This is a genomic window from Phaeobacter sp. S60 (genome assembly GCF_000826845.1).
GTDB classification, from domain to species: Bacteria; Pseudomonadota; Alphaproteobacteria; order Rhodobacterales; family Rhodobacteraceae; genus Phaeobacter; species Phaeobacter piscinae.
Genome location: NZ_JSWJ01000003.1, coordinates 644,578 through 664,889, shown reverse-complemented (window position 1 = coordinate 664,889; position 20,312 = coordinate 644,578). Strand labels below are relative to the sequence as shown.

Below are 20,312 nucleotides of genomic sequence, written 5' to 3'. Positions count from 1 at the left end.
TACACTTTAGGGGTATCTATGTGAAGTTAATTGCACTCTAAGGGTGTCATTAAAATATCGTAAAACCGCCCGACTGTTCCGGCTCTTGCACCTTTGCGCCAATCCAAGCTATTTGGTGACAAATTGCCGAGGCAAAGGAGGGCAAGAAATGCGTCGAGTAGTAGTTACCGGACTGGGCCTGGTCACACCGCTGGCCAGCGGCGTCGAAGAAAGCTGGTCACGGTTGCTGGACGGGCAGTCCGGCGCGGGTCCGATCACGCATTTTGATGCGGTCGAAAGCGGTGTCGCCACCACATACGCCTGCGAAGTGCCGCGCGGCGATGGCTCCGAGGGCAGCTTCAACCCCGATGACTGGGTGGTGAAGAAAGACCAGAAGAAGATTGACGACTTCATCCTCTACGGTATTGCCGCCGCGGATATGGCCGTGCGCGATGCAGGCTGGACGCCTGAGGATGAGGCAAGCCGACTGCGCACCGGTGTGATGATCGGCTCCGGCATCGGGGGGCTCAGCTCGATCGCGGACACCGCCGTGATGATCAAGGAGAAAGGCCCCCGCCGGGTCTCGCCCTTCTTTATTCCTGGCGCGCTGATCAACCTGATTTCCGGTCAGGTCTCCATCCGCTTTGGCTTCAAGGGGCCGAACCACTCCGTTGTGACCGCCTGTTCGACGGGTGCCCATGCCATTGGCGACGCGGCCCGTCTGATCAAATCCGGCGATGCTGATGTGATGATTGCAGGCGGCGCCGAGGCGGCGATCTGTGAGATTGGCATTGCGGGTTTCAATGCCTGTAAGGCGCTGTCGACCAAACGCGCTGATGATCCCAAAGCGGCCTCGCGCCCCTATGACGCCGACCGCGATGGCTTTGTTATGGGCGAGGGTGCGGGCATCGTTGTGCTGGAAGACTACGAGCACGCCAAGGCCCGTGGTGCGAAAATCTACGCCGAGGTGCTGGGCTACGGTCTCTCCGGCGATGCCTACCACATCACCGCACCGTCTGAAGACGGCGAAGGCGGCGAACGCTCCATGCGCGCGGCGCTGGCCAATGCCGGGCTTGAGCCGAAGGACATCGACTATATCAACGCTCATGGCACCTCCACGATGGCCGACACCATCGAACTGGGCGCGGTTGAGCGGATGATGGGCGATGCTGCAGGCAAGGTCACCATGTCTTCCACCAAATCTGCCACCGGCCACCTGTTGGGCGCGGCTGGCGCGATTGAGGCGATCTTCTCCATTCTGGCGATCCGGGATCAGGTGGCGCCGCCCACCATCAACCTGGACAATCCCGCAGTGGAAACCGCCGTTGACCTGGCCCCCAATGCCAAGCGTGAGCGCGAGATCAACGTGGCGCTGTCCAATTCCTTTGGCTTTGGCGGCACCAATGCGTCGGTCCTGTTCGGAAAGCCTGAGTGATGTGGCGCAGCCTCGCCTCTAATATGCTGACGATCCTGGTGGTGATGCTGTTCCTTCTGGGCGGTGTCATCCTCTGGGGCCAGTCGCAATATACCTCGGAAGGTCCGCTGGAGAGCGCAATTTGTCTACGGGTGCCGTCTGGCTCCAACATGTCGCGGGTCAGCCGTGATCTGGAAACCCAGGGTGCCATCAATTCTGGCCCGCTGTTTCGGGTTGGGGTGCGCTACGCTGAGAAAACCGGTGAGCTGAAGGCCGGCAGCTATCTGGTGCCAGCCGGCGCCTCGATGGAGGCCATCGTGGACCAGATCACCCGTGGCGGCGCCAGCAGCTGCGGCACGGAGATCGTCTATCGCGTCGGCGTAACCCGCGTGCTGGCCGAAGTGCGCGAATTGGACCCGGCCACCAACCGCTTCGTTGAGCGCGCGGAATTTGTGCCCGGCGTCGATGAGGTGCCTGCCGTCTACGACGAGAAGAAAGCCGACGCCGACACCCGCTACCGCATTGCGCTGGCGGAAGGGGTCACCAGCTGGCAGGTGGTGGAATCGCTGAAGGCGATGGATATCCTCGAAGGTGAGCCAGGCGACCGCCCTGCGGAGGGGATGCTGGCCCCGGACAGCTATGAGGTCTCCCCCGGTGACAACCGTGCTGAGATCCTGGCCGAGATGCAGGAACGTCAGGTGTTGCGCATCAATGCCGCCTGGGAGAGCCGCTCAGACCGTGCTGCGGTCACCAGCCCGGAGGAAATGCTGATCCTCGCCTCAATCATCGAGAAGGAAACCGGCGTCGCCGAAGAACGCCGTCAGGTGGCCTCGGTCTTCACCAACCGTCTCAATCGCGGCATGCGGCTGCAGACGGACCCGACGGTGATCTATGGCGTGACCAAGGGTGAGGGCGTTCTGGGCCGTGGACTGCGCCAGAGCGAGCTGCGCCGCGCCACCCCCTGGAACACCTATGTGATCGAAGGGCTGCCGCCGACCCCCATCGCCAATCCCGGCATGGCCAGCCTTGAGGCTGCGGTAAATCCCGATGAGGGGGATTACCTGTTCTTCGTCGCAGATGGCACCGGCGGTCACGCCTTTGCCGTCACGCTGGAAGAGCACAACCGCAATGTTGCCAAATGGCGCGAGATCGAAGCCGAACGCAACAGCAACTGATCGCAACAACAGCATAAACCAAATCTGGAAAGGGACGCTTTTGGCGTCCCTTTTTTTCGTGCGCGCACCCGTTAACTCCATCGTAGGAAATTCGGGTATTTCCTTAATAAATTCGGCAGTTTGCGACCGATACTTCAGGTGGTGATTTTTTAACTTCTGCGCTGCTTTATGCCATGCTCTCAGGGTAGCTGGAAAACTGACTGATCTGCCATGCAGGGGCCTCTACTGGGCCTGCGCAGCTGGTTGGATCCGTGGTTTTGCGGATGGAGGTCCCATCACTATGAGGCCCCAACCATGAGCAGTTACACACCGGAAAATCGGCTGGCAAAAACCGCCGATCTTCTATTCTCACTCCACAGCTCCATCGAACGGCTCCGGCAGGAGGCAGAGCAGATGCTCGAACGTCTTGCCTGCGATGCAGAGGAGGGCAGCAGCACCCCGCGCATCGCCAAATTGGAAAGCCTGATCCGCGACAGCCAAAAAGTGGAGAAAACCCTTGTCGAACAAAGTGAACAGCATCAGGCCGCAGCCGGTCTCGACACCAAGGCCGCGCGCAGTGAAATCGAAAACCGGCTGGCTCGCTTGCGCGCCAGCCTCGACGCAGACGATGTTTCTGGACCGGCTCAGCGATCATGACCTCTGTGCGATGCCCTATCTGTTTGATCTCTGGGCGCTGCCACATCAGCTGCCACCGGCGGGCGACTGGCGCAGCTGGGTCATCCTTGGCGGGCGCGGCGCTGGCAAAACCCGGGCCGGTGCCGAATGGGTGCGTACGCTGGCCGAAGGGGCAACACCCCTGTCCGCTGGTCGCGCCCGCCGCATCGCGCTCCTTGGGGAGACCTATGATCAGGTGCGCGATGTCATGGTACAGGGCGACAGCGGCCTCCTTGCCTGCACGCCCCCCGATCGGCGCCCGACGTGGAAAGCCACCGAACGACGGCTGATCTGGCCCAACGGGGCTACGGCACAGGCGTTTTCTGCCCATGACCCCGAGGCGCTGCGCGGCCCGCAGTTCGATGCCGCCTGGGCGGATGAGCTGGCCAAGTGGAAACGCGGGCAGGACAGCTGGGACATGTTGCAATTTGCCTTGCGCCTTGGCACCGATCCGCGCGTCTGCGTCACCACAACGCCGCGCTATGTGGGCGTGCTGCGTGATCTCCTGGCCAGCCCGTCCACGGTGCAGACCCATGCCGCAACGGAGGCCAACCGCGCCAATCTCGCCGCCTCCTTTCTGGCAGAGGTGCGCAATCGCTACGCCGGGTCCCGCCTTGGTCGGCAGGAGCTGGATGGCATCCTGTTGCAGGATGTCGAGGGCGCGCTTTGGTCCAATGCGGGGCTGGTTGCCGCGCAGATCGCAAAGGCCCCGTCACTGGACCGGGTGGTGGTGGCGGTGGACCCGGCGGTGAGCGCGGGCAAACACTCCGACGCCTGTGGCATCATGGTGGTGGGCGCAACCCTGCAGGGCCCGCCACAGGACTGGTGCGCCTATGTGCTGGCTGATTGCACGGTGCAGGGCGTCGGCCCGCTCACTTGGGCGCAGGCTGCCATTGATGCCCGCGACCGCTACGGCGCCGACCGGGTGGTGGCGGAGGTCAATCAGGGCGGCGCGCTGGTCGAAAGCCTGCTGCGCCAGATCGACCCGCTGGTGCCCTTCACCGCGCTGCACGCCAGCCGGGGCAAGGGCGCGCGGGCGGAACCGGTCGCGGCACTTTATGAACAGGGGCGGGTGCGTCATGTGCCGGGCTTGGGCGCGCTGGAGGATCAGCTCTGCCAGATGACCCCGCGCGGCTATCTGGGGCAGGGCTCTCCCGACCGGCTGGATGCGCTTGTCTGGGCGGTGCAGGAGCTGATTCTGACCCCGGCCAACCGCCACCGAATGCCCCGCGCCCGCATGCTGTGAGCTGACCATACCTCGGCCGACACCCCCAGAAACGCCCGCAGTGATGCGGGCGTTTTTCGTTTCATTGCAAGCGTTTGATTCGGGTGTTGCGCGCCCTGCGCGCGCCTCGCTCAAATCTTATTCAATTCCAGCCGTCATAAAGGATCACAGCAAACAGGGGCCAGGATTTTCCCCGTCCCGCAAGTTCAATCAAAGGAGTGGCCCATGGTCTTTGACCTCCTGCGGCGCAAGCAACAGCCCGTCGAAACCAAGACAAGCGCCGCCGCCCGTGTGGTGGCCTGGCATGGCAGCAACAGTGGCACAGGCTGGAGCCCGCGCGACAGCAGCTCACTGACCCGCAGCGGCTTTGCCGGCAATCCCGTGGGCTACCGCGCGGTCAAGATGATCATTGAGGCCGCCGCCACGCTGCCGCTGGTGTTGCAGGATGGCACACAGCGCTACGACAGCCACCCGCTGCTGGCGCTGCTGACCCGGCCCAATGCCGCCCAGGGCCGGGCCGAGCTGCTGGAAGCGCTGTTTGGTCATCTCCTGCTCTCCGGCAACGCTTATATCGAGGCGGTCTGCGACCCGGATGCGGGCGCCGCGCTACCGGTTGAATTGCACGTGCTGCGCCCTGACCGGATGACTGTGGTGCCCGGCAGCGATGGCTGGCCTGTGGCCTATGATTACAGCGTGTCGGGGCGCAAACATCGTTTTGATGTGACCCTGGCCTGCGCGCCGATCTGCCATCTGCGCAGTTTCCATCCGCAGGATGACCACTACGGGTTGTCCCCGATGCAGGCCGCGGCCATGGCGGTGGATGTTCACACCTCCGCTTCGCGCTGGTCGAAGGCGCTCTTGGACAATGCGGCCCGCCCCTCGGGCGCGCTGGTATGGACCGGCAGCGACGGTCAGGGGCTGATGGCGGAGGATCAGTTTCGCCGCCTAAGTGACGAAATCGAAATGAATTTTCAGGGCGCACGCAACGCCGGTCGTCCGATGGTGCTGGAAGGCGGGCTGGATTGGAAACCGATGGGCTTCTCGCCGTCGGATATGGAATTTCACCAGACCAAGGACGCCGCCGCCCGCGAAATTGCGCTTGCACTTGGGGTGCCACCAATGTTGCTGGGACTGCCTGGCGATGCCACCTACGCCAATTACCAAGAGGCCAATCGCGCCTTCTATCGTCTCACCGTCCTGCCGCTTGTGACCCGCGTGACGGCAAGCCTGTCGGACTGGCTGTCGCGCTATCAAGGCACTGCGGTCACCCTGAAGCCCGACCTTGATCAGGTGTCTGCATTGGCCTCCGAACGCGAGGCGCAGTGGCGCCGTGTGGCCAGCGCCGATTTCCTGACCGTGGCAGAGAAACGCCGCCTCCTGGGCCTGCCGCCACAAGAGGAAGGGGACCGCGATGACTGAGATCCCGATCCCGCCGTTTGAATGCTCTCCGGGGCTGCGGCTCTCCGCCCATGAACGCATCGCTGAGATTCAACAAGAGGCGATGAACCGTCGGCTCGACCGGCTGGAGATGATGATGGAACGGATGGAAAAACGGCTCTGGCTCACTGTCTACGGTGTTGCTGCGGTCATTCTAGCACAGGCGTTCCAGTCCTTTTTGGTGGTTCAATAATGTATATGAATTCAATGAGATATAAGGGGAAGATGATGCGACATGATGAGCATCTGGAACATAAATTCGCGCGCTTCGGCGAGGATCTGACCATCGGGGATGAGGCCGACGACATGGTCGTGATCAGCGGCTACGCCAGCCTGTTCGGCTGCGTCGATGGCGGCGGTGATTTGGTGCAACCCGGCGCCTATCAGGCATCACTCGACCGTCTCTCCAAGACCGGGATTGCGGTGAAAATGCTCTGGCAGCACGACCCCGCGCAGCCGATCGGCGTCTGGGACGCGGTCCGCGAGGATGCCCGTGGCCTATATGTCAAAGGCCGTATCCTGACCCGCACCCAGAAGGGGGCGGAGGCGGCAGCTCTGATTGGTGCCGGCGCCCTGGATGGCCTCTCCATCGGCTATCGCACCCGCCGCGCCACCGCGCGCCAAGGCGGCGGTCGCTGCCTGGCGGAACTCGACCTCTGGGAGGTGTCGCTGGTGACCTTCCCGATGCTGCCCACCGCCCGCGTAACCGCCACCGCACAGCCCGTGACAGCCGCCAAATCGACATCGGCCGAGCCGGATCTGAGCGATCCCGGCGAGACACCGCAGATCTGGCGCGAGGTGATCGAGATGCTGCGCAGCGGCGCCAGTCTCGCGCCCCTCGGCTGAGCACAGCGCCGTTTCCCGTCTTCTCCAACCGACCCAAAGGACAGACAGATGAGCCACACCCAAACCCACAACGACCCAATGGCCCACCCCGATGCGGCCCCGCAGGAGGTCAAACAGGCCGTCGCCGACTTCGTGCATAATTTCAATGGCTTCAAAGACGACATTACCCTGAAACTGAAACAGACAGAAGAGCGTATGACCATGCTGGATCGCAAATCTCACTTTGCCAATCGCCCCCCGCTTGCCGCCGCTGATGTGGGCGCGGCCCCCCATCAAAAGGCGCTGGATGCCTATCTTCGCTCCGGCGATGACGCCGCCCTGCGCGGTCTTGATCTGGATGCCAAGGCGATGAACACCACCGTCAATGGCGATGGCGGCTACCTGGTCGACCCGCAGACCGCCGAAAGCGTGAAATCGGTGCTCTCCAGCACTGCCTCCCTCCGCGCAGTGGCGTCGGTGGTGACGGTGGAGGCCACCTCTTATGATGTGCTTATTGACCATGGCGATGTGGGACATGGGTGGGCCAATGAGACCGGCACTGTGACCGAAACATCCACCCCGGTGATCGATCGGATCACCATCCCGCTGCATGAACTCAGCGCGCTGCCCAAGGCTTCGCAGCGGCTGCTGGATGACAGTGCCTTTGACATTGAGGGCTGGCTGGCAGGGCGCATCGCGGATAAATTCTCCCGTGCAGAGGCCGCCGCCTTCATCATGGGGGACGGCAATGACAAGCCGACCGGCATCCTCTACCACCCGGTGGTGGCCAATGACAGCTGGAGCTGGGGCAACCTTGGCTATGTGACCACCGGTGTTGAGGGCGATATCGGCGATGGCGATGCGATCATCGATCTGGTCTATGCGCTTGGCGCGCAGTATCGCGCCAACGCCAGCTTCCTGATGAATTCCAAAACCGCAGGCCTGCTGCGCAAACTGAAGGACGCCGATGGCCGCTTCCTGTGGTCCGATGGTCTGGCGGCAGCGGAACCGGCGCGGCTGATGGGCTATCCCGTTGTCATCGCTGAGGATATGCCCGACGCCGATGTGAACGGCTATGCCGTGGCCTTTGGTGATTTTGTGGCCGGCTACACCATCGCCGAACGCCCGGACCTTCGGGTGCTACGCGATCCCTTCAGCGCCAAACCGCATGTGCTGTTCTATGCCACCAAACGTGTGGGCGGCGATGTCAGCGATTTTGCTGCCATCAAACTGCTGAAATTCGGTCTGAGCTGACGCTTGGACCGATGGCGGGACCGGTTCTCCGATTCCGCCTGCGGATGCGCGCCCCGGCCACTGTCGTCCAGCTGCTCCCCTTCCGTCCCACGGCAGCAGCCCGGCGCGCATCCGTACCCCGATCCGGCTCGCCAGACGCAGACCGACCCGAGCAGCCCCTGAAAGAACAGCCGTTGGAGTGAAATGATGATGTTGAGTGAAGTGACACCGGTGCCAGAGGCAGCCCTGCCGCAAGAGGCGTTCAAGGCGCATCTGCGTCTGGGCACCGGATTTGATGAAGCGGGTTTGCAAGAGGCCGTTTTGATCAGCTTCCTGCGGGCGGCCATCGCTGCGATTGAGGCGCGCACCGGTAAGGTTTTGCTGGCGCGGGATTTTCAGCTGACGTTTTCGACCTGGCGCGACCCACAGATGCAGGCCCTGCCGCTGGCACCGGTGCAGATGATTCAATCGGTCACGCTGGTGGATGGGGCGGGCAGTGAACAGCTGCTGGCGCCTGAGCGCTACCGGCTGGAACCCGACAGCCAGCAGCCTCGGCTGCGACCTGTAGGGGGAACATTGCCGGTGATTGCCAGCGGCGGCGCAGTGCGGATGGCGATCCGCGCAGGCATGGCCAACAGCTGGGCGGCGCTGCCCGGTGATCTGGCGCAGGCGGTGTTGATGCTGGCGGCGCATTACTATGAGTTTCGCGATGATACGCGGTTGCAGGGCGGTTGCATGCCTTTTGGGGTGACCAGCCTGATCGAACGCTACCGCGCGCTACGTGTGAGCCTGGGGGTGGGGGCCGCTGGGGACCGTGGCTTTGGCCGTAATCTCGGACCGGGGGCGGACGCATGAGCCGCCGCACCACCGCGCGCCGCGCATCCGCCGCCACACCACGTCTCAACCGCTGCCTGGCGCTGGAAGATCCGCGCCGCACCTCGGATGGCGCTGGAGGGTTTCTTGAGGCATGGCAATTGCTTGGCCACCATTGGTGCGAGATGCGCGCGCTCACCGGGCGCAGCACCGACCAATCCGGCACCAGCCTGTCGCTGCAACGCTATCGCATCACCTTGCGTGCCCATCCGCCCGGCAGCCCGGCACGCCCCCGACCAGATCAGCGGCTGCGCGATGGCGCCCGGATTTTCCGCATTGATGCGGTGGCCGAAGGCGATCCCGATGGCCGCTTCCTGACCTGTTTTGCGACCGAGGAGACAAGCGCATGACTTATGCTCTGGCCCTGCCGTTGCAGGAGGCGCTGTTTCAGCATCTGAGCACCGACCCCAATCTGACCTCAGCGCTGAATTGCGCGATTTATGACGCACTGCCTGCGGGCACGTTGCCGCAGACCTATGTGACCCTCGGCCCGGAGGAGGCGCGCGACCGCTCTGATCGCAGCGGTGCCGGCGCCCATCACCGGGTGGAGATCACCGTGCATACCGACACTGCCGGCTTTGCCGGGGCCAAGGCGATTGCCGCCCAGATTTGCGACAGCCTGATGGCAGTTGCGCCGGTGCTGGCCCTGTCTCGGGGGCGGCTGGTGGGGCTGTGGTTTGAGCGCGCAAATGCCAGCCGCAACACCTCCGGTGGCCGTCTGATCCGACTGCGCTTTGCCGCGCGGCTGGAGGATACCTGACCGCTCAAAACGACGACAATATAAATAAATCAGATAATTGCGCAGTACAGCTGATGTTATTTTGCGCCGTGCTGCCCGTCTTTTTTACCACAGGAGATCACCACGATGAGTGTCCAAAACGGCAAGGATCTATTGGTCAAGGTCGATATGACCGGCGACGGTCAGTTCGAAACCATCGCGGGGCTGCGCGCCACGCGTATCAGCTTCAACGCTGAAAGCGTCGATGTCACCAGTCTGGAAAGCCAGGGCGGCTGGCGCGAGCTGTTGTCCGGCGCCGGGGTGCGTTCGGCGAATATCTCCGGCTCTGGCATTTTTCGCGACGCTGGAACGGATGAGCGAGCGCGGCAGCTTTTCTTTGACGGGCTGACTCCGGCGTTTCAGGTGATTATCCCGGATTTCGGCATTGTCGAAGGCGCGTTTCAGGTGACCGCCTTGGAATATGCTGGCAGCCACAATGGCGAGGCAACGTATGAGCTGTCGCTGGCCAGCGCCGGGGCGCTGGTCTTCACGGCCATTTAAGGGAGGCGGTGCGGATGGATCCCCATGTGCAAACCGGCTCTGGTGCCAATCCCCACACAGGCGAGGTGGCGCTGGGGATCAACGGCCAGATGCTGCCGCTGAAACTGACCCTTGGCGCACTTGCCGCTTTGGAGTGTGAGTTGCGGACGGGGTCGCTGATTGACCTCGTGACCCGGTTTGAGGGCGGCGGCTTCTCCGCGGCCGATGTGCTGGCGCTGCTGGCGGCAGGGTTGCGTGGCGGCGGTCACGCCCTCAGCGCTGCCGAGCTGGCCGCTGCCGATATTGACGGCGGCCCGATGCAGGCGGCGCGGGTCGCAGCACAGCTCCTGGCGCGCAGTTTTGCGCTGCCGGGAGAGGTGGGCACACAGGTGCCCGGACAGGTGCCGGGATTGGTGACCCCATGACGCCCCAGCAGCGCGCCACAGATGGACAAGGCACCGGGCTTGATTGGCCGGCGCTGATCCGGGCGGGGCTGGTTGGGCTGCGCCTCACGCCGGATCAGTTCTGGCGCCTCACCCCGGCAGAGCTGCGGTTGATGCTGGGACAGGACACGGGCGCGGTGCCACTGGGCCGGGCAGGTCTGGATCAACTGATGCAGGCCTTTCCCGACCCCGCAGCGCCGACACCCAAAGAAACAGGAGCAGTAAGCGATGACTGACACAGGACTGAATGCGCTGGACCAGCAGAGCGAGGCGCTGAGCGACAGCCTCGGCGATGCGGCAGGTATGGCGGCCACGTTCGACGCCGAGCTGCGCCGGGTGCGCGCCGCCTTCGCCGCCACCGGCAAGGATGCTGAAACACTGGAACGGGGCATGTCCAAGGGGCTGCGCCGGGCCTTTGACGGTGTTGTCTTTGACGGCATGAAACTCTCCGATGCGCTGGATACCATGGCGCAGTCGATGATCCAGACCACCTATTCGGCGGCCATCAAACCCGTGACCAGCCATGTGGGCGGGTTGCTGTCGGAGGGGGTGGGCAAGCTGATGAGCGGCATCCTCCCTTTTGCCGATGGGGCGGCGTTTTCGCAGGGCCGGGTGATGCCCTTTGCCAAAGGCGGTGTTGTGACCGGGCCAGTGAGTTTTCCGATGCGCGGCGCAACCGGCCTGATGGGAGAAGCCGGCCCGGAGGCGATCCTGCCGCTGACACGCGGTGCTGATGGGGCGCTGGGGGTGCGCAGCCAGGGCGGCGGGGGCCCCTCGGTGGTGATGAATATCCAGACCCCCGATGTGCAGGGGTTTCAACGCAGCCAAGGCCAGATTGCGGCCCAGCTGAGCCGCGCCCTGACGCGTGGCAACCGCAACCGCTGAGCCGGAGGACAGCAGATGAATTTTCACGAGGTCAGATTTCCCGCATCGCTCAGCTTTGGCTCCATTGGCGGGCCGGAGCGGCGCACCGATGTGGTGACGCTCGCCAATGGGCATGAGGAGCGCAACACCCCCTGGGCTCATTCGCGCCGCCGCTATGACGCGGGGCTGGGTCTTCGGGGGCTGGAGGATATCGAGGCGCTGATCGCCTTTTTCGAGGCGCGGCAGGGCCAGATGTATGGCTTCCGCTGGAAGGATTGGTCCGATTTCAAATCCGCCCGTGCCACGCAGGAGGTGGCCTTTGACGATCAGGTGATTGGCATGGGCGATGGGGAACAGCGGGTGTTTCAGCTGACCAAGACCTATCGCTCCGGCAGCTATGCCTATCAGCGCCCGATTGCGAAACCGGTGGTGGGCAGCGTGCGCATCGGGATTGAGCAAGACGCCTTGCAGGAGACGGTGGATTACACGCTCAACAGCACCCTTGGCACCATCACGCTGGCACATCCACCGGAGGCCGGTCTGGCAGTAAAGGCAGGGTTTGAATTTGATGTGCCGGTGCGCTTTGACACCGACCGCATTCAGACCAGCGTGGCGTCTTTTCAGGCGGGCGACGTGCCCAATGTGCCAGTGGTGGAGGTGCGGGTCTGATGGCGGGGGTGAGCGAGGCGTTTCAAACTCATGTAGCAGGCGGTCTGACCACATTGTGTCGCTGTTGGCTGGTCACCCGCAGCGATGGCGCCCGGTTCGGCTTTACTGACCATGACCGCGATCTGCGGTTCGAGAGTGCCGCCGAGGGAGAGGCCGGTCTGCTGTTTCGCGCAGGCACTGGCCTGACCGCGCGCAGCCTGCAACAGGCCACCGGGCTGGCGGTGGACAATACCGAGGCGCTTGGCGCGCTGAGCGATGCCGCCATCCGCGAAGAAGAGATTGAGGCCGGGCGGTTTGATGGTGCTGAGGTGCGCTGCTGGCTGGTCAACTGGGCTGATGTGTCGGTCCGCTGGTTGCAGTTTCGCGGCAGTTTCGGCCAGATCCGCCGCGCTGGCGGCGCCTTTGAGGCGGAGCTGCGCGGCCTCACCGAGGCGCTCAACCAGCCGATGGGGCGGATCTATCAGAAACCTTGCACGGCGGTGCTGGGTGATCGGGCCTGTCGCTTTGACATGACCACGCCGGGTTACACGCTGGAGCTGGCCGCCGAAGAGATCCGCGAGGGGCAGTATTTCAGCTTTGCCGCGTTGCCGGGGTTTGAGCCGAACTGGTTCACGTCTGGCCGCCTCACGGTGATGAGTGGGGCCGCCAAGGGGCTGTGGGGCTGGATCAAACAGGACCGCCAGCAGACCGGGCGGCTGGGACAGGACGCAAACGCGCCGGATCCAAGTGTTGAACACCGCCAGCTGACCCTGTGGGAGCCGTTGCGCGCGACGGTTCAGCCCGGCGATCTGCTGCATCTGGCCGCGGGTTGTGACAAGCGGCTGAAGACCTGCCGGTTGAAGTTCAACAATGGCGTCAACTTTCAGGGTTTCCCTGATATTCCCGGCGAAGACTGGGTGATGAGCGTGCCGCGCCAGAGCGGCACCAACACCGGCGGCAGCCGCAGATGAGTGGCGCGAGAGGAATATCGCGCGCCAGGCTTGTTACCGCGGCGCGGGGATGGCTTGGCACGCCCTATGTGCATCAGGCAGCCACGCGCGGTGCCGGTTGTGATTGCCTTGGCCTGATCCGGGGGCTCTGGCGCGAGGTCTACGGCCAGGAGCCGGAGGCGGTGCCCGGCTACACGATGGACTGGTCCGAACCGCAGGGCGAGGAGGCGCTGTGGCAGGCCGCGCTGCGCCATCTCACGCCCAGACCCCTTACCGAGGCGCGCGCTGGCGATGTGATCCTGTTCCGGATGCGGCGCGGCGCGGTGGCCAAACACATTGCGCTGCAAACTGAAACCGGCGCCATGCCGCGATTTATCCATGCCTATAGCGGCCACGGGGTGGTTGAAAACACCCTGAGCCACCCGTGGCACCGGCGGATCGTGGCGCGGTTTTCCTTTCCTGATGTTGATGCTGATGAGGTGACGTGATGGCGACCATTCTTCTTTCTGCGGCGGGGGCGGCACTTGGCGGCTCGGTTGGGGGGGCTGTGGCGGGCCTGTCGTCAGTTGCGATTGGCCGCGCGCTTGGCGCCACGGTTGGACGCGCGATTGACAGCCGCCTGCTGGGTGCGGGCAGTGAGCCGGTGGAGACCGGCCGGGTGGAACGTTTTCGCCTGACCCATGCCAGTGACGGCCAGCCGATTGCGCAGGTTTATGGCCGGATGCGGGTGGGCGGACAGGTGATCTGGGCGTCAGAGTTCCGCGAAACCTCCAACACCAGTGGCGGCGGCGGCAAGGGCGGCGGTGCGCGCCAGCCCAAGGTGACCCGCTACAGCTATGATGTCTCGCTGGCGGTGGCGGTCTGCGCCGGGGAGGTGGCCTCCATCGGGCGGGTCTGGGCCGATGGGGAGGAGGTGGCGCCCAAGGATCTCAATATGACCTTCTATCGCGGCACCATGGACCAGCTGCCCGACCCGGTGATGGAGGCGGTGGAGGGCGCAGGCGCGGTGCCCGCCTATCGTGGCACCGCCTATGTGGTGATGGAAGGTCTCGCGCTGGAACGCTTTGGCAACCGGGTGCCGCAATTCTCGTTCGAGGTGCTGCGGGCGGAGCAACCCAGCTCAAACAGCTATGATCTGGATCTGCCGCAGCTCGTTCAGGGCGTGGCGCTGATGCCGGGAACTGGGGAGTATGCGCTGGCCACGACGCCGGTGCATTATGATCATGGGCCGGGACAGGCAAAACCGGCCAATTCGCACAGCCCCTCGGGGGAGACGGATCTGGTGACCTCGCTCACCACATTGGGAGAGGAGCTGCCCGCCTGCGGCGCGGCCTCGCTGATTGTGTCGTGGTTCGGCGATGATCTGCGCTGCGGGGACTGTACCATCAAACCGAAGGTGGAGCGTCAGCATATCGAGGGGGCGAATATGCCCTGGTCCGTCGCGGGTCTGACCCGCACGGAGGCAGAGCTGATCGCGCGGCAGGAGGACCGGCCGATCTATGGCGGCACCCCGACCGACGCCTCGGTGATTGAGGCCATTCTCGCACTGCAGGAACAGGGCAAGCGGGTGATGTTCTACCCGTTTATTCTGATGGATCAGATGGCGGGCAATGATCTGCCCGATCCCTGGAGCGGCGAAGTAGGGCAAGCGCATCTGCCGTGGCGCGGGCGGATCACCCTGTCGCGGGCACCGGGACAGCCGGGCAGCCCGGATGGGACCTCGACTGCGCGGGCTGAGGTGCAGCAGTTCTTTGGCACTGTGACGGCGGCGGATTTCACCGTGGCGGACGGTGCTGTCAGCTACAGTGGCCCGGCAGAGGACTGGGGGCTGCGGCGGTTTATCCTGCATAATGCCGCGCTTTGTGCGGCGGCGGGCGGGGTTGAGGCGTTTTGCATCAGCTCTGAGATGCGCGGGCTGACCCAGATCCGCGATGAGGCGGGCTTTCCCGCTGTGGCAGAACTGCGGGCGTTGACGCAGGAGGTGCGCCAGATCCTTGGGCCGGACACCAAGATCGGCTATGCCGCCGACTGGTCGGAATACTGGGGCTACCAGAGCCCGGAGGGGGACCGCTATTTCCACCTTGATCCGTTGTGGGCAGATGAGGAGATCGACTTCATCGGCATCGACAACTACATGCCGCTGTCCGACTGGCGCGAGGGGGAGGACCATCTGGACGCCAAGGCAGGCACGCCCAATATCTATGACCTCAGCTATCTGCGCGCCAATATCGAGGGCGGTGAGGGCTATGACTGGTATTACCACTCGCCCGAGGCGGAGGCCGCCCAGATCCGCACCCCAATCACCGATGGGGCTTATGAGGAGCCGTGGATCTGGCGCTACAAGGATCTGCGCAGCTGGTGGTCGAAGCCGCATCATGACCGGATCAACGGCGAACGGGCCGCGCTGCCCACCGCATGGGAGCCTGAGAGCAAGCCGATCTGGTTCACTGAACTGGGCTGTGCGGCCATCGACAAGGGGACCAATCAGCCCAACAAGTTTCTGGATCCCAAAAGCTCGGAATCAAAACTGCCGAAATTCTCCGACGGGCAGCGTGATGACATGATGCAGCTGGCCTATCTGCGTGCCCTTCTGGGCTATTGGGGGGAGGCGGGGAATAACCCGGTCTCAGAGGTCTATGGCGGGCCGATGCTGGATATGTCCAACGCCTATGTCTGGGCCTGGGATGCGCGCCCCTTTCCGACCTTTCCCAATGCGGTGGAGGTCTGGAGCGACGGTGAGAACTACCTGCGGGGCCATTGGCTGAACGGACGGGTGGGGCAACGCACGCTGGCCTCGGTGCTGGAGGAGATCTGTACCGCCTCTGGGGTTGCGGCGATTGATGTGAGCGACCTGCCCGCACTGGTGCGGGGCTATGCGATCAGCGACGTCGGGGAGGCCCGCGCCGCCCTGCAGCCGTTGCTGCTGCGCCACGGGGTGGATGCGATAGAACGCGACGGGGTGCTGCGCTTCCGCCTGCGCAACGGGCGGCAGGATGCCACGCTGGATCTGGCGCAACTGGTTGACGGGCAGGAGTTGGACGGGGTCATCGAACAGACCCGCGCACCAGAGGCAGAGCTGGCTGGCCGTATGCGCCTGCGCTTTGTCGAATGGGGCGGGCGCCATGATCTGCGCGGCGAGGAGGCGATCCTGCCCGATGAGGCCACCCATGCGGTCAGTGACAATGAGTTGCCGATGGCACTGACCCGCGCCGAAGGGCGTCAGGTGGTGGACCGCTGGCTGAGCGAGGCGCGCATGGCCCGCGATACCCTGCGGCTGGAACTGCCACCCTCCGCCATGGCGCTGGGCGCGGGGGATGTGATCCGCCTGCCGCTTGCGGGGGCGGTGGCCAAACCGGGTTCCGACAGCGGCGCGCAGGCGCGTTACCGTATTGACCGGGTCGAACAGGGCGCGGCGCAGCTGATCGAGGCGGTGCGGATCGAGCCGGAGAATTACCACCCCGCGCCGGTGCCGGAGGAATTGCCCGGTGTCACCGCCTTTGCAGCGCCAGTGCCGGTGCTGCCGCTGTTCATGGATCTGCCGCTGATCCGCGGCGATGAGGTGCCCCATGCGCCGCATCTGGCGGTCACGGCGGATCCCTGGCCGGGGAGTGTTGCCCTATATGGCGCACAGAGCGATGCGGATTACCTGCTGGAGGAGGTATTGGCTGCGGCCTCTACCATTGCCATCACCGATACGGCGCTGCCTGCGGGCGCGCTGGGCCGTTGGGAACGGGGAGCAGATCTGGAGGTCGATATGATCTCCGGCCAGTTCCAGAGCCGCGACCCATTGGCGGTGCTGAATGGCGCCAATCTGGTGGCGATCGGTGATGGCACCCCCGGCAATTGGGAGCTGATGCAATTTGCCAAGGCTGAGCTGATTGCGCCGGGGCGCTACCTGCTGCGTGACCGGCTGCGCGGTCAGCAGGGCAGCGATGCGCGGATGCCGGTGCAATGGCCCAAAGGGTCCTATGTGGTGGCGCTGGATGGCACACCACAGCAGATTGCGCTGGCCGCCAACCAACGGGGGTTGAACCGCCATTACCGCATTGGCACCGCCCGGCGGCCCTATGATGACCCGAGTTATCTGCATCTGGAGGCGGCTTTTGCAGGGGAAGGGCTGCGTCCCTATGCGCCGGTGCATCTGCGCCAGCAAGGCGCGCTGGGTTCTGGTGCGGTCGGGTTGAACTGGATCCGCCGCAGCCGCATCGACGGTGATCGCTGGGATCTGGCGGAGATCCCCTTGGGCGAGGATCTGGAGCGTTACCGCCTGCGGGTGATGCGCGGCAGTGAGGTGCTGCGCGAGGAGCTGCTGGACAGTCCGGCCTGGAGCTATCCGCCAGCGGCGCAGATGGCGGATGCCGTTTCACCCGGCGACCGGGTGGAGGTGGCGCAGATCTCGGCCCGGTATGGCGCCGGGGCGGTATCTGCCCTGCGGCTGGTCTGAGGAGGGACGGCAATGCGGCGGCCCATCCTGCCCGGCGACATCACCAGCACCGCCCGCGCCCTGCTGGCGGTTGCCCCGGCGCAGCGGCGCGCGCTGTGCGAGCGGATCTTTGCCGGGGCCGGGCATGCGCTGCGCCATACGCGCCGCACCCGGCGGCTCTGCCCGGATTGGGGCGATGGCTCCCTTAGCGCGGCGGCGCGGAAATTCACTCTGGCGGATGAGCCGTTTTATGACGCGGCCCCCTATCTGGCCTGCACGCGGCTGGTGCTGGCCCGGCTGGCGCGGCATCTGCGCGACCCTGCGGCGGCGGAGGATCACGGAGCTCACTCTTGAGAATGGCGGCGGATCTTTGGTCGATCCGGTGCGGCTGTCGCCGCCGTTTTGAGGCGCGCTGTGTCGTGTCTCCCTCCGGGTGATCACAGATCCGCACAGCCGCTGTGCGTGCGCTGCTGCGCGTCGTAATTCGACTCTGGGCGCAATAAAAACAAGGGGCTGGAAGGGCCTATAGATCTGGCGGAGCGGAATGATCAGCAGATCCGATGGCTCTCATCACGGATTTGCGGTTGGCCTTTCTGCGGATAAATCGCTACTCTGAGGGGCAGCACAGGAGGCAGAGCCATGCTTGAGACGCGCCACGCCGTCAGTTCCGTTGATCCGGTCTGGGATCAGATCACCACCGAGGCGCAGGACGCCGTGAGCCGCCAGCCGCTGATGGGCGGGCTGATTCACGCCTGCATCCTGCATCACACCTCGCTTGAAAAGGCGCTGTCCTATCGCATCGCGGCCAAGCTTTGCTCCAATGAGATGTCGATGGTGATCCTGCGCGAGATTGTCGACAAGGCCTATGGCGAAAACCCCGATCTGATCGCCGCTGGGCGCGCCGATCTGATGGCGGTCTATGAACGTGATCCCGCCTGCCACCGGCTGTTGCAGCCGATCCTCTACTTCAAGGGCTATCAGGCGGTGCAGTGTTACCGTGTGGCCAATTGGCTGTGGCAGCAGGGTGACTATGACCTGTCCTATTTCTTCCAGATGCGGATCTCCGAGATCTTTGGCGTCGATATTCACCCGGCGGCGCGGATTGGCCGGGGCATCATGATCGACCACGCCCATTCCATCGTCATTGGCGAAACCGCTGTGGTGGGCGACAATGTGTCGATGCTGCATTCGGTGACCCTGGGTGGCACCGGCAAGGAAGAGGAAGACCGCCATCCCAAGATTGGCAATGGCGTGCTGATTGGGGCTGGCGCCAAAGTGCTCGGCAATATCAAGGTCGGCCATTGCTCGCGCATCGCCGCAGGCTCCGTGGTGCTGCAGGAGGTGCCGCCGTGCAAGACCGTGGCAGGTGTGCCGGCCAAGATTGTCGGCGAGGCAGGCTGTGATCAGCCTTCGGTCAGCATGAATCAGGTGCTGGCGGGCGGCAAGCCGCAGTAAGGCGGCGCTGCGGGGGACCATCGCGGGTGTTGCGAGTGCCGCCACGGGTGTGCCTGTGAGTATTTTTGGAAAGATGACGATGAAGAGGGGCGGCGTTGGCTGGCCCCTTTTTTCGTGGGGTAGGGGAGCTGCGGTTTAGGCCATGAACATTATGTCGCCTCAGGGTAGTATGCAATATATACACGTCCTGAGTGTATTGATATCCATAGCGATATGTTGAACGAACCCGAATTGCCAAAGCGCCGGTACGACGGCAAGATCGCGGATCCTGAGCGGTGGTTCGCCTTCACCCCGCGTGCGGGCGATATTGTCGTGTCGACGCCGCCAAAGTCAGGCACGACCTGGACGCAGGCCATTCTGGCCTTGTTGATCTCCGGCGACCCGGAGGTGGATGCCGCGATCTCGCGCAAGGCACCGTGGATTGATGTCACCTCGCCTGAGCAGGATGGAATTATCGCTGATCTGAACGCGCAAACCGGGCGGCGGCAGGTCAAAACCCATACCCCGCTAGATGGGATCCCGTTTTGGCCGGACCTGCGCTATATTACGGTCTTCAGGCATCCTATTGATGCGCATTTTTCCTTTCGCCGCCATGTCGAGAACATGACCGAGGAGGTGCTTCAGGAGGTCTTCCCAAGCGACATTCAGGCGGGGTTTCATCTGTTTTTGGAGGGAGATCATCGCGATGGAGCCAGCCTGATATCCATTGTCGATCACTACCGCAGCGTGTTGGCATTGGGAAATCGGGACAATGTGCTCTGCCTGCACTACGCCGATATGACCCGTGATCTGACGTCAGCCGTCGCCCGGATTGCAGATCATATTGGCCTGTCTTACCCGGCTGTAGTGATGGACACACTGGTGGAAGCGGCGCGATTTTCCACTATGAAGCGCAACGCAGAGAGATTTGCCGTCTTGGCGCGGCAAGGGTTCTGGCGGAACGATGCTGATTTCTTTGATAGTGCGACATCGCGGAAATGGGTGGGTCGGCTTTCGGAGGCCGATCTTGCAGCCTATGAGGCGCGTATGGCGGAGCTGCTCAGCCCTGAAGAACGGCACTGGTTAGAATATGGCGGTGCCGGGTTGGTGAGGTCTGGTTAGGGTCAACTCTCGGTCAGAAAGAGTGGGATGCTGGCGCGGCCAGCCGCAGTAGGCGCCGCCGCACTGCGGGGCGGCCGTAGGGGCGCTGCGGGTGCCGCCAGGGTTGCGTGTGTGAGTATTTCTGGAATGGGGACACGGGAGCAGGGCGGCGTTGGCTGGCCGCTTCTGGGCTGAGGTGGGGGACCTGTACGGCCTCCCTTGCAAGGGTCACAGAGTTTCCAGAGCGAGCAGAGCGCTCTCTGGACGAAAGTCATTAATCTTTGGTCAGGCAGGCCTCCTCCGACTGGCCTGACTTTGCCCTGCGCAGCGAATGATTGCCGTTCCCACTGGATTGCTGCCCAATTGCGGACGCTCA

The 20,312-nt window shown here is 63.8% G+C and carries 22 protein-coding genes; all 22 read left to right on the top strand.

The genetic code is table 11. The features are described from left to right. Positions 1-148: 148 nt before the first annotated feature. Positions 149-1,414, top strand: a complete 1,266-nt coding sequence (fabF, locus tag OO25_RS04615) for a beta-ketoacyl-ACP synthase II (RefSeq protein ID WP_040178664.1) — start codon at positions 149-151, stop codon at positions 1,412-1,414. Then, the gene (mltG, locus tag OO25_RS04610; protein WP_040169419.1) at positions 1,414-2,568 is read left to right on the top strand and encodes an endolytic transglycosylase MltG; all 1,155 of its coding nucleotides are present in this window, start codon (positions 1,414-1,416) and stop codon (positions 2,566-2,568) included. Before fabF ends, mltG begins: the two co-directional genes overlap by 1 nt. 294 nt (positions 2,569-2,862) lie before the next feature. Continuing rightward, positions 2,863-3,204, top strand: coding sequence for a recombinase (locus OO25_RS04605; protein WP_040169417.1), 342 nt, complete (start codon positions 2,863-2,865; stop codon positions 3,202-3,204). Then, positions 3,176-4,468 carry a DNA-packaging protein gene (locus OO25_RS04600; protein ID WP_040178663.1) on the top strand — a complete coding sequence of 431 codons (1,293 nt, stop codon included), beginning with the start codon at positions 3,176-3,178 and terminating at the stop codon, positions 4,466-4,468. Before OO25_RS04605 ends, OO25_RS04600 begins: the two co-directional genes overlap by 29 nt. A 204-nt stretch (positions 4,469-4,672) precedes the next feature. Next, entirely contained in the window at positions 4,673-5,866 is a 1,194-nt protein-coding gene (locus tag OO25_RS04595; protein ID WP_040178662.1) for a phage portal protein, read from the top strand. Then, complete coding sequence (locus OO25_RS04590) at positions 5,859-6,077, top strand: hypothetical protein (protein WP_040169410.1); 219 nt, start codon at positions 5,859-5,861, stop codon at positions 6,075-6,077. Before OO25_RS04595 ends, OO25_RS04590 begins: the two co-directional genes overlap by 8 nt. Before the next feature lie 35 nt (positions 6,078-6,112). Further along, complete coding sequence (locus OO25_RS04585; protein ID WP_040178748.1) at positions 6,113-6,730, top strand: HK97 family phage prohead protease; 618 nt, start codon at positions 6,113-6,115, stop codon at positions 6,728-6,730. A gap of 48 nt (positions 6,731-6,778) precedes the next feature. After that, a complete protein-coding gene (locus tag OO25_RS04580) occupies positions 6,779-7,963 on the top strand; it encodes a phage major capsid protein (protein ID WP_040178661.1) in 1,185 nt (394 codons plus the stop codon). A gap of 186 nt (positions 7,964-8,149) precedes the next feature. After that, the gene (locus OO25_RS04575; RefSeq protein WP_175304795.1) at positions 8,150-8,797 is read left to right on the top strand and encodes a hypothetical protein; all 648 of its coding nucleotides are present in this window, start codon (positions 8,150-8,152) and stop codon (positions 8,795-8,797) included. Continuing rightward, positions 8,794-9,165 carry a head-tail adaptor protein gene (locus OO25_RS04570; protein WP_040169406.1) on the top strand — a complete coding sequence of 124 codons (372 nt, stop codon included), beginning with the start codon at positions 8,794-8,796 and terminating at the stop codon, positions 9,163-9,165. The genes OO25_RS04575 and OO25_RS04570 overlap by 4 nt, the downstream gene beginning before the upstream one ends. Next, positions 9,162-9,575, top strand: coding sequence for a DUF3168 domain-containing protein (locus OO25_RS04565; protein WP_040178660.1), 414 nt, complete (start codon positions 9,162-9,164; stop codon positions 9,573-9,575). Before OO25_RS04570 ends, OO25_RS04565 begins: the two co-directional genes overlap by 4 nt. A 105-nt stretch (positions 9,576-9,680) precedes the next feature. After that, the gene (locus tag OO25_RS04560; protein ID WP_014874865.1) at positions 9,681-10,094 is read left to right on the top strand and encodes a phage major tail protein, TP901-1 family; all 414 of its coding nucleotides are present in this window, start codon (positions 9,681-9,683) and stop codon (positions 10,092-10,094) included. A gap of 14 nt (positions 10,095-10,108) precedes the next feature. Next, on the top strand, positions 10,109-10,498 hold the full coding sequence (locus tag OO25_RS04555) for a GTA-gp10 family protein (protein ID WP_040169397.1): 390 nt from the start codon (positions 10,109-10,111) through the stop codon (positions 10,496-10,498). Next, the gene (locus OO25_RS04550; protein WP_040169395.1) at positions 10,495-10,752 is read left to right on the top strand and encodes a rcc01693 family protein; all 258 of its coding nucleotides are present in this window, start codon (positions 10,495-10,497) and stop codon (positions 10,750-10,752) included. Before OO25_RS04555 ends, OO25_RS04550 begins: the two co-directional genes overlap by 4 nt. Next, complete coding sequence (locus tag OO25_RS04545) at positions 10,745-11,401, top strand: phage tail tape measure protein (RefSeq protein WP_040169393.1); 657 nt, start codon at positions 10,745-10,747, stop codon at positions 11,399-11,401. Before OO25_RS04550 ends, OO25_RS04545 begins: the two co-directional genes overlap by 8 nt. A 15-nt stretch (positions 11,402-11,416) precedes the next feature. Beyond that, positions 11,417-12,049, top strand: coding sequence for a DUF2460 domain-containing protein (locus OO25_RS04540; RefSeq protein ID WP_040169392.1), 633 nt, complete (start codon positions 11,417-11,419; stop codon positions 12,047-12,049). After that, complete coding sequence (locus tag OO25_RS04535; protein WP_040178659.1) at positions 12,049-12,999, top strand: DUF2163 domain-containing protein; 951 nt, start codon at positions 12,049-12,051, stop codon at positions 12,997-12,999. The genes OO25_RS04540 and OO25_RS04535 overlap by 1 nt, the downstream gene beginning before the upstream one ends. Then, positions 12,996-13,466 (top strand): NlpC/P60 family protein, encoded by a 471-nt coding sequence (locus tag OO25_RS04530; protein ID WP_040178658.1) that lies wholly within the window; start codon positions 12,996-12,998, stop codon positions 13,464-13,466. The genes OO25_RS04535 and OO25_RS04530 overlap by 4 nt, the downstream gene beginning before the upstream one ends. Then, on the top strand, positions 13,466-17,422 hold the full coding sequence (locus OO25_RS04525) for a glycoside hydrolase/phage tail family protein (protein ID WP_040178657.1): 3,957 nt from the start codon (positions 13,466-13,468) through the stop codon (positions 17,420-17,422). The genes OO25_RS04530 and OO25_RS04525 overlap by 1 nt, the downstream gene beginning before the upstream one ends. Positions 17,423-17,434: 12 nt before the next feature. Beyond that, positions 17,435-17,755 (top strand): hypothetical protein, encoded by a 321-nt coding sequence (locus OO25_RS04520; protein WP_040178656.1) that lies wholly within the window; start codon positions 17,435-17,437, stop codon positions 17,753-17,755. A 285-nt stretch (positions 17,756-18,040) separates the two neighbouring features. After that, positions 18,041-18,856, top strand: a complete 816-nt coding sequence (gene cysE / locus OO25_RS04515) for a serine O-acetyltransferase (RefSeq protein WP_040169387.1) — start codon at positions 18,041-18,043, stop codon at positions 18,854-18,856. Positions 18,857-19,069: 213 nt separating this feature from the next. After that, positions 19,070-19,957 (top strand): sulfotransferase domain-containing protein, encoded by an 888-nt coding sequence (locus OO25_RS04510; RefSeq protein ID WP_040178655.1) that lies wholly within the window; start codon positions 19,070-19,072, stop codon positions 19,955-19,957. The last annotated feature ends 355 nt before the right edge of the window (positions 19,958-20,312 follow it).

What these genes read in the sequence shown, in the direction of transcription:
- fabF (WP_040178664.1), top strand. Translation starts at nt 149, where the DNA reads ATGCGTCGAGTAGTAGTTACCGGACTGGGCCTGGTCACACCGCTGGCC.
- mltG (WP_040169419.1), top strand. Translation starts at nt 1,414, where the DNA reads ATGTGGCGCAGCCTCGCCTCTAATATGCTGACGATCCTGGTGGTGATG.
- OO25_RS04605 (WP_040169417.1), top strand. Translation starts at nt 2,863, where the DNA reads ATGAGCAGTTACACACCGGAAAATCGGCTGGCAAAAACCGCCGATCTT.
- OO25_RS04600 (WP_040178663.1), top strand. Translation starts at nt 3,176, where the DNA reads ATGTTTCTGGACCGGCTCAGCGATCATGACCTCTGTGCGATGCCCTAT.
- OO25_RS04595 (WP_040178662.1), top strand. Translation starts at nt 4,673, where the DNA reads ATGGTCTTTGACCTCCTGCGGCGCAAGCAACAGCCCGTCGAAACCAAG.
- OO25_RS04590 (WP_040169410.1), top strand. Translation starts at nt 5,859, where the DNA reads ATGACTGAGATCCCGATCCCGCCGTTTGAATGCTCTCCGGGGCTGCGG.
- OO25_RS04585 (WP_040178748.1), top strand. Translation starts at nt 6,113, where the DNA reads ATGCGACATGATGAGCATCTGGAACATAAATTCGCGCGCTTCGGCGAG.
- OO25_RS04580 (WP_040178661.1), top strand. Translation starts at nt 6,779, where the DNA reads ATGAGCCACACCCAAACCCACAACGACCCAATGGCCCACCCCGATGCG.
- OO25_RS04575 (WP_175304795.1), top strand. Translation starts at nt 8,150, where the DNA reads ATGATGTTGAGTGAAGTGACACCGGTGCCAGAGGCAGCCCTGCCGCAA.
- OO25_RS04570 (WP_040169406.1), top strand. Translation starts at nt 8,794, where the DNA reads ATGAGCCGCCGCACCACCGCGCGCCGCGCATCCGCCGCCACACCACGT.
- OO25_RS04565 (WP_040178660.1), top strand. Translation starts at nt 9,162, where the DNA reads ATGACTTATGCTCTGGCCCTGCCGTTGCAGGAGGCGCTGTTTCAGCAT.
- OO25_RS04560 (WP_014874865.1), top strand. Translation starts at nt 9,681, where the DNA reads ATGAGTGTCCAAAACGGCAAGGATCTATTGGTCAAGGTCGATATGACC.
- OO25_RS04555 (WP_040169397.1), top strand. Translation starts at nt 10,109, where the DNA reads ATGGATCCCCATGTGCAAACCGGCTCTGGTGCCAATCCCCACACAGGC.
- OO25_RS04550 (WP_040169395.1), top strand. Translation starts at nt 10,495, where the DNA reads ATGACGCCCCAGCAGCGCGCCACAGATGGACAAGGCACCGGGCTTGAT.
- OO25_RS04545 (WP_040169393.1), top strand. Translation starts at nt 10,745, where the DNA reads ATGACTGACACAGGACTGAATGCGCTGGACCAGCAGAGCGAGGCGCTG.
- OO25_RS04540 (WP_040169392.1), top strand. Translation starts at nt 11,417, where the DNA reads ATGAATTTTCACGAGGTCAGATTTCCCGCATCGCTCAGCTTTGGCTCC.
- OO25_RS04535 (WP_040178659.1), top strand. Translation starts at nt 12,049, where the DNA reads ATGGCGGGGGTGAGCGAGGCGTTTCAAACTCATGTAGCAGGCGGTCTG.
- OO25_RS04530 (WP_040178658.1), top strand. Translation starts at nt 12,996, where the DNA reads ATGAGTGGCGCGAGAGGAATATCGCGCGCCAGGCTTGTTACCGCGGCG.
- OO25_RS04525 (WP_040178657.1), top strand. Translation starts at nt 13,466, where the DNA reads ATGGCGACCATTCTTCTTTCTGCGGCGGGGGCGGCACTTGGCGGCTCG.
- OO25_RS04520 (WP_040178656.1), top strand. Translation starts at nt 17,435, where the DNA reads ATGCGGCGGCCCATCCTGCCCGGCGACATCACCAGCACCGCCCGCGCC.
- cysE (WP_040169387.1), top strand. Translation starts at nt 18,041, where the DNA reads ATGCTTGAGACGCGCCACGCCGTCAGTTCCGTTGATCCGGTCTGGGAT.
- OO25_RS04510 (WP_040178655.1), top strand. Translation starts at nt 19,070, where the DNA reads ATGTTGAACGAACCCGAATTGCCAAAGCGCCGGTACGACGGCAAGATC.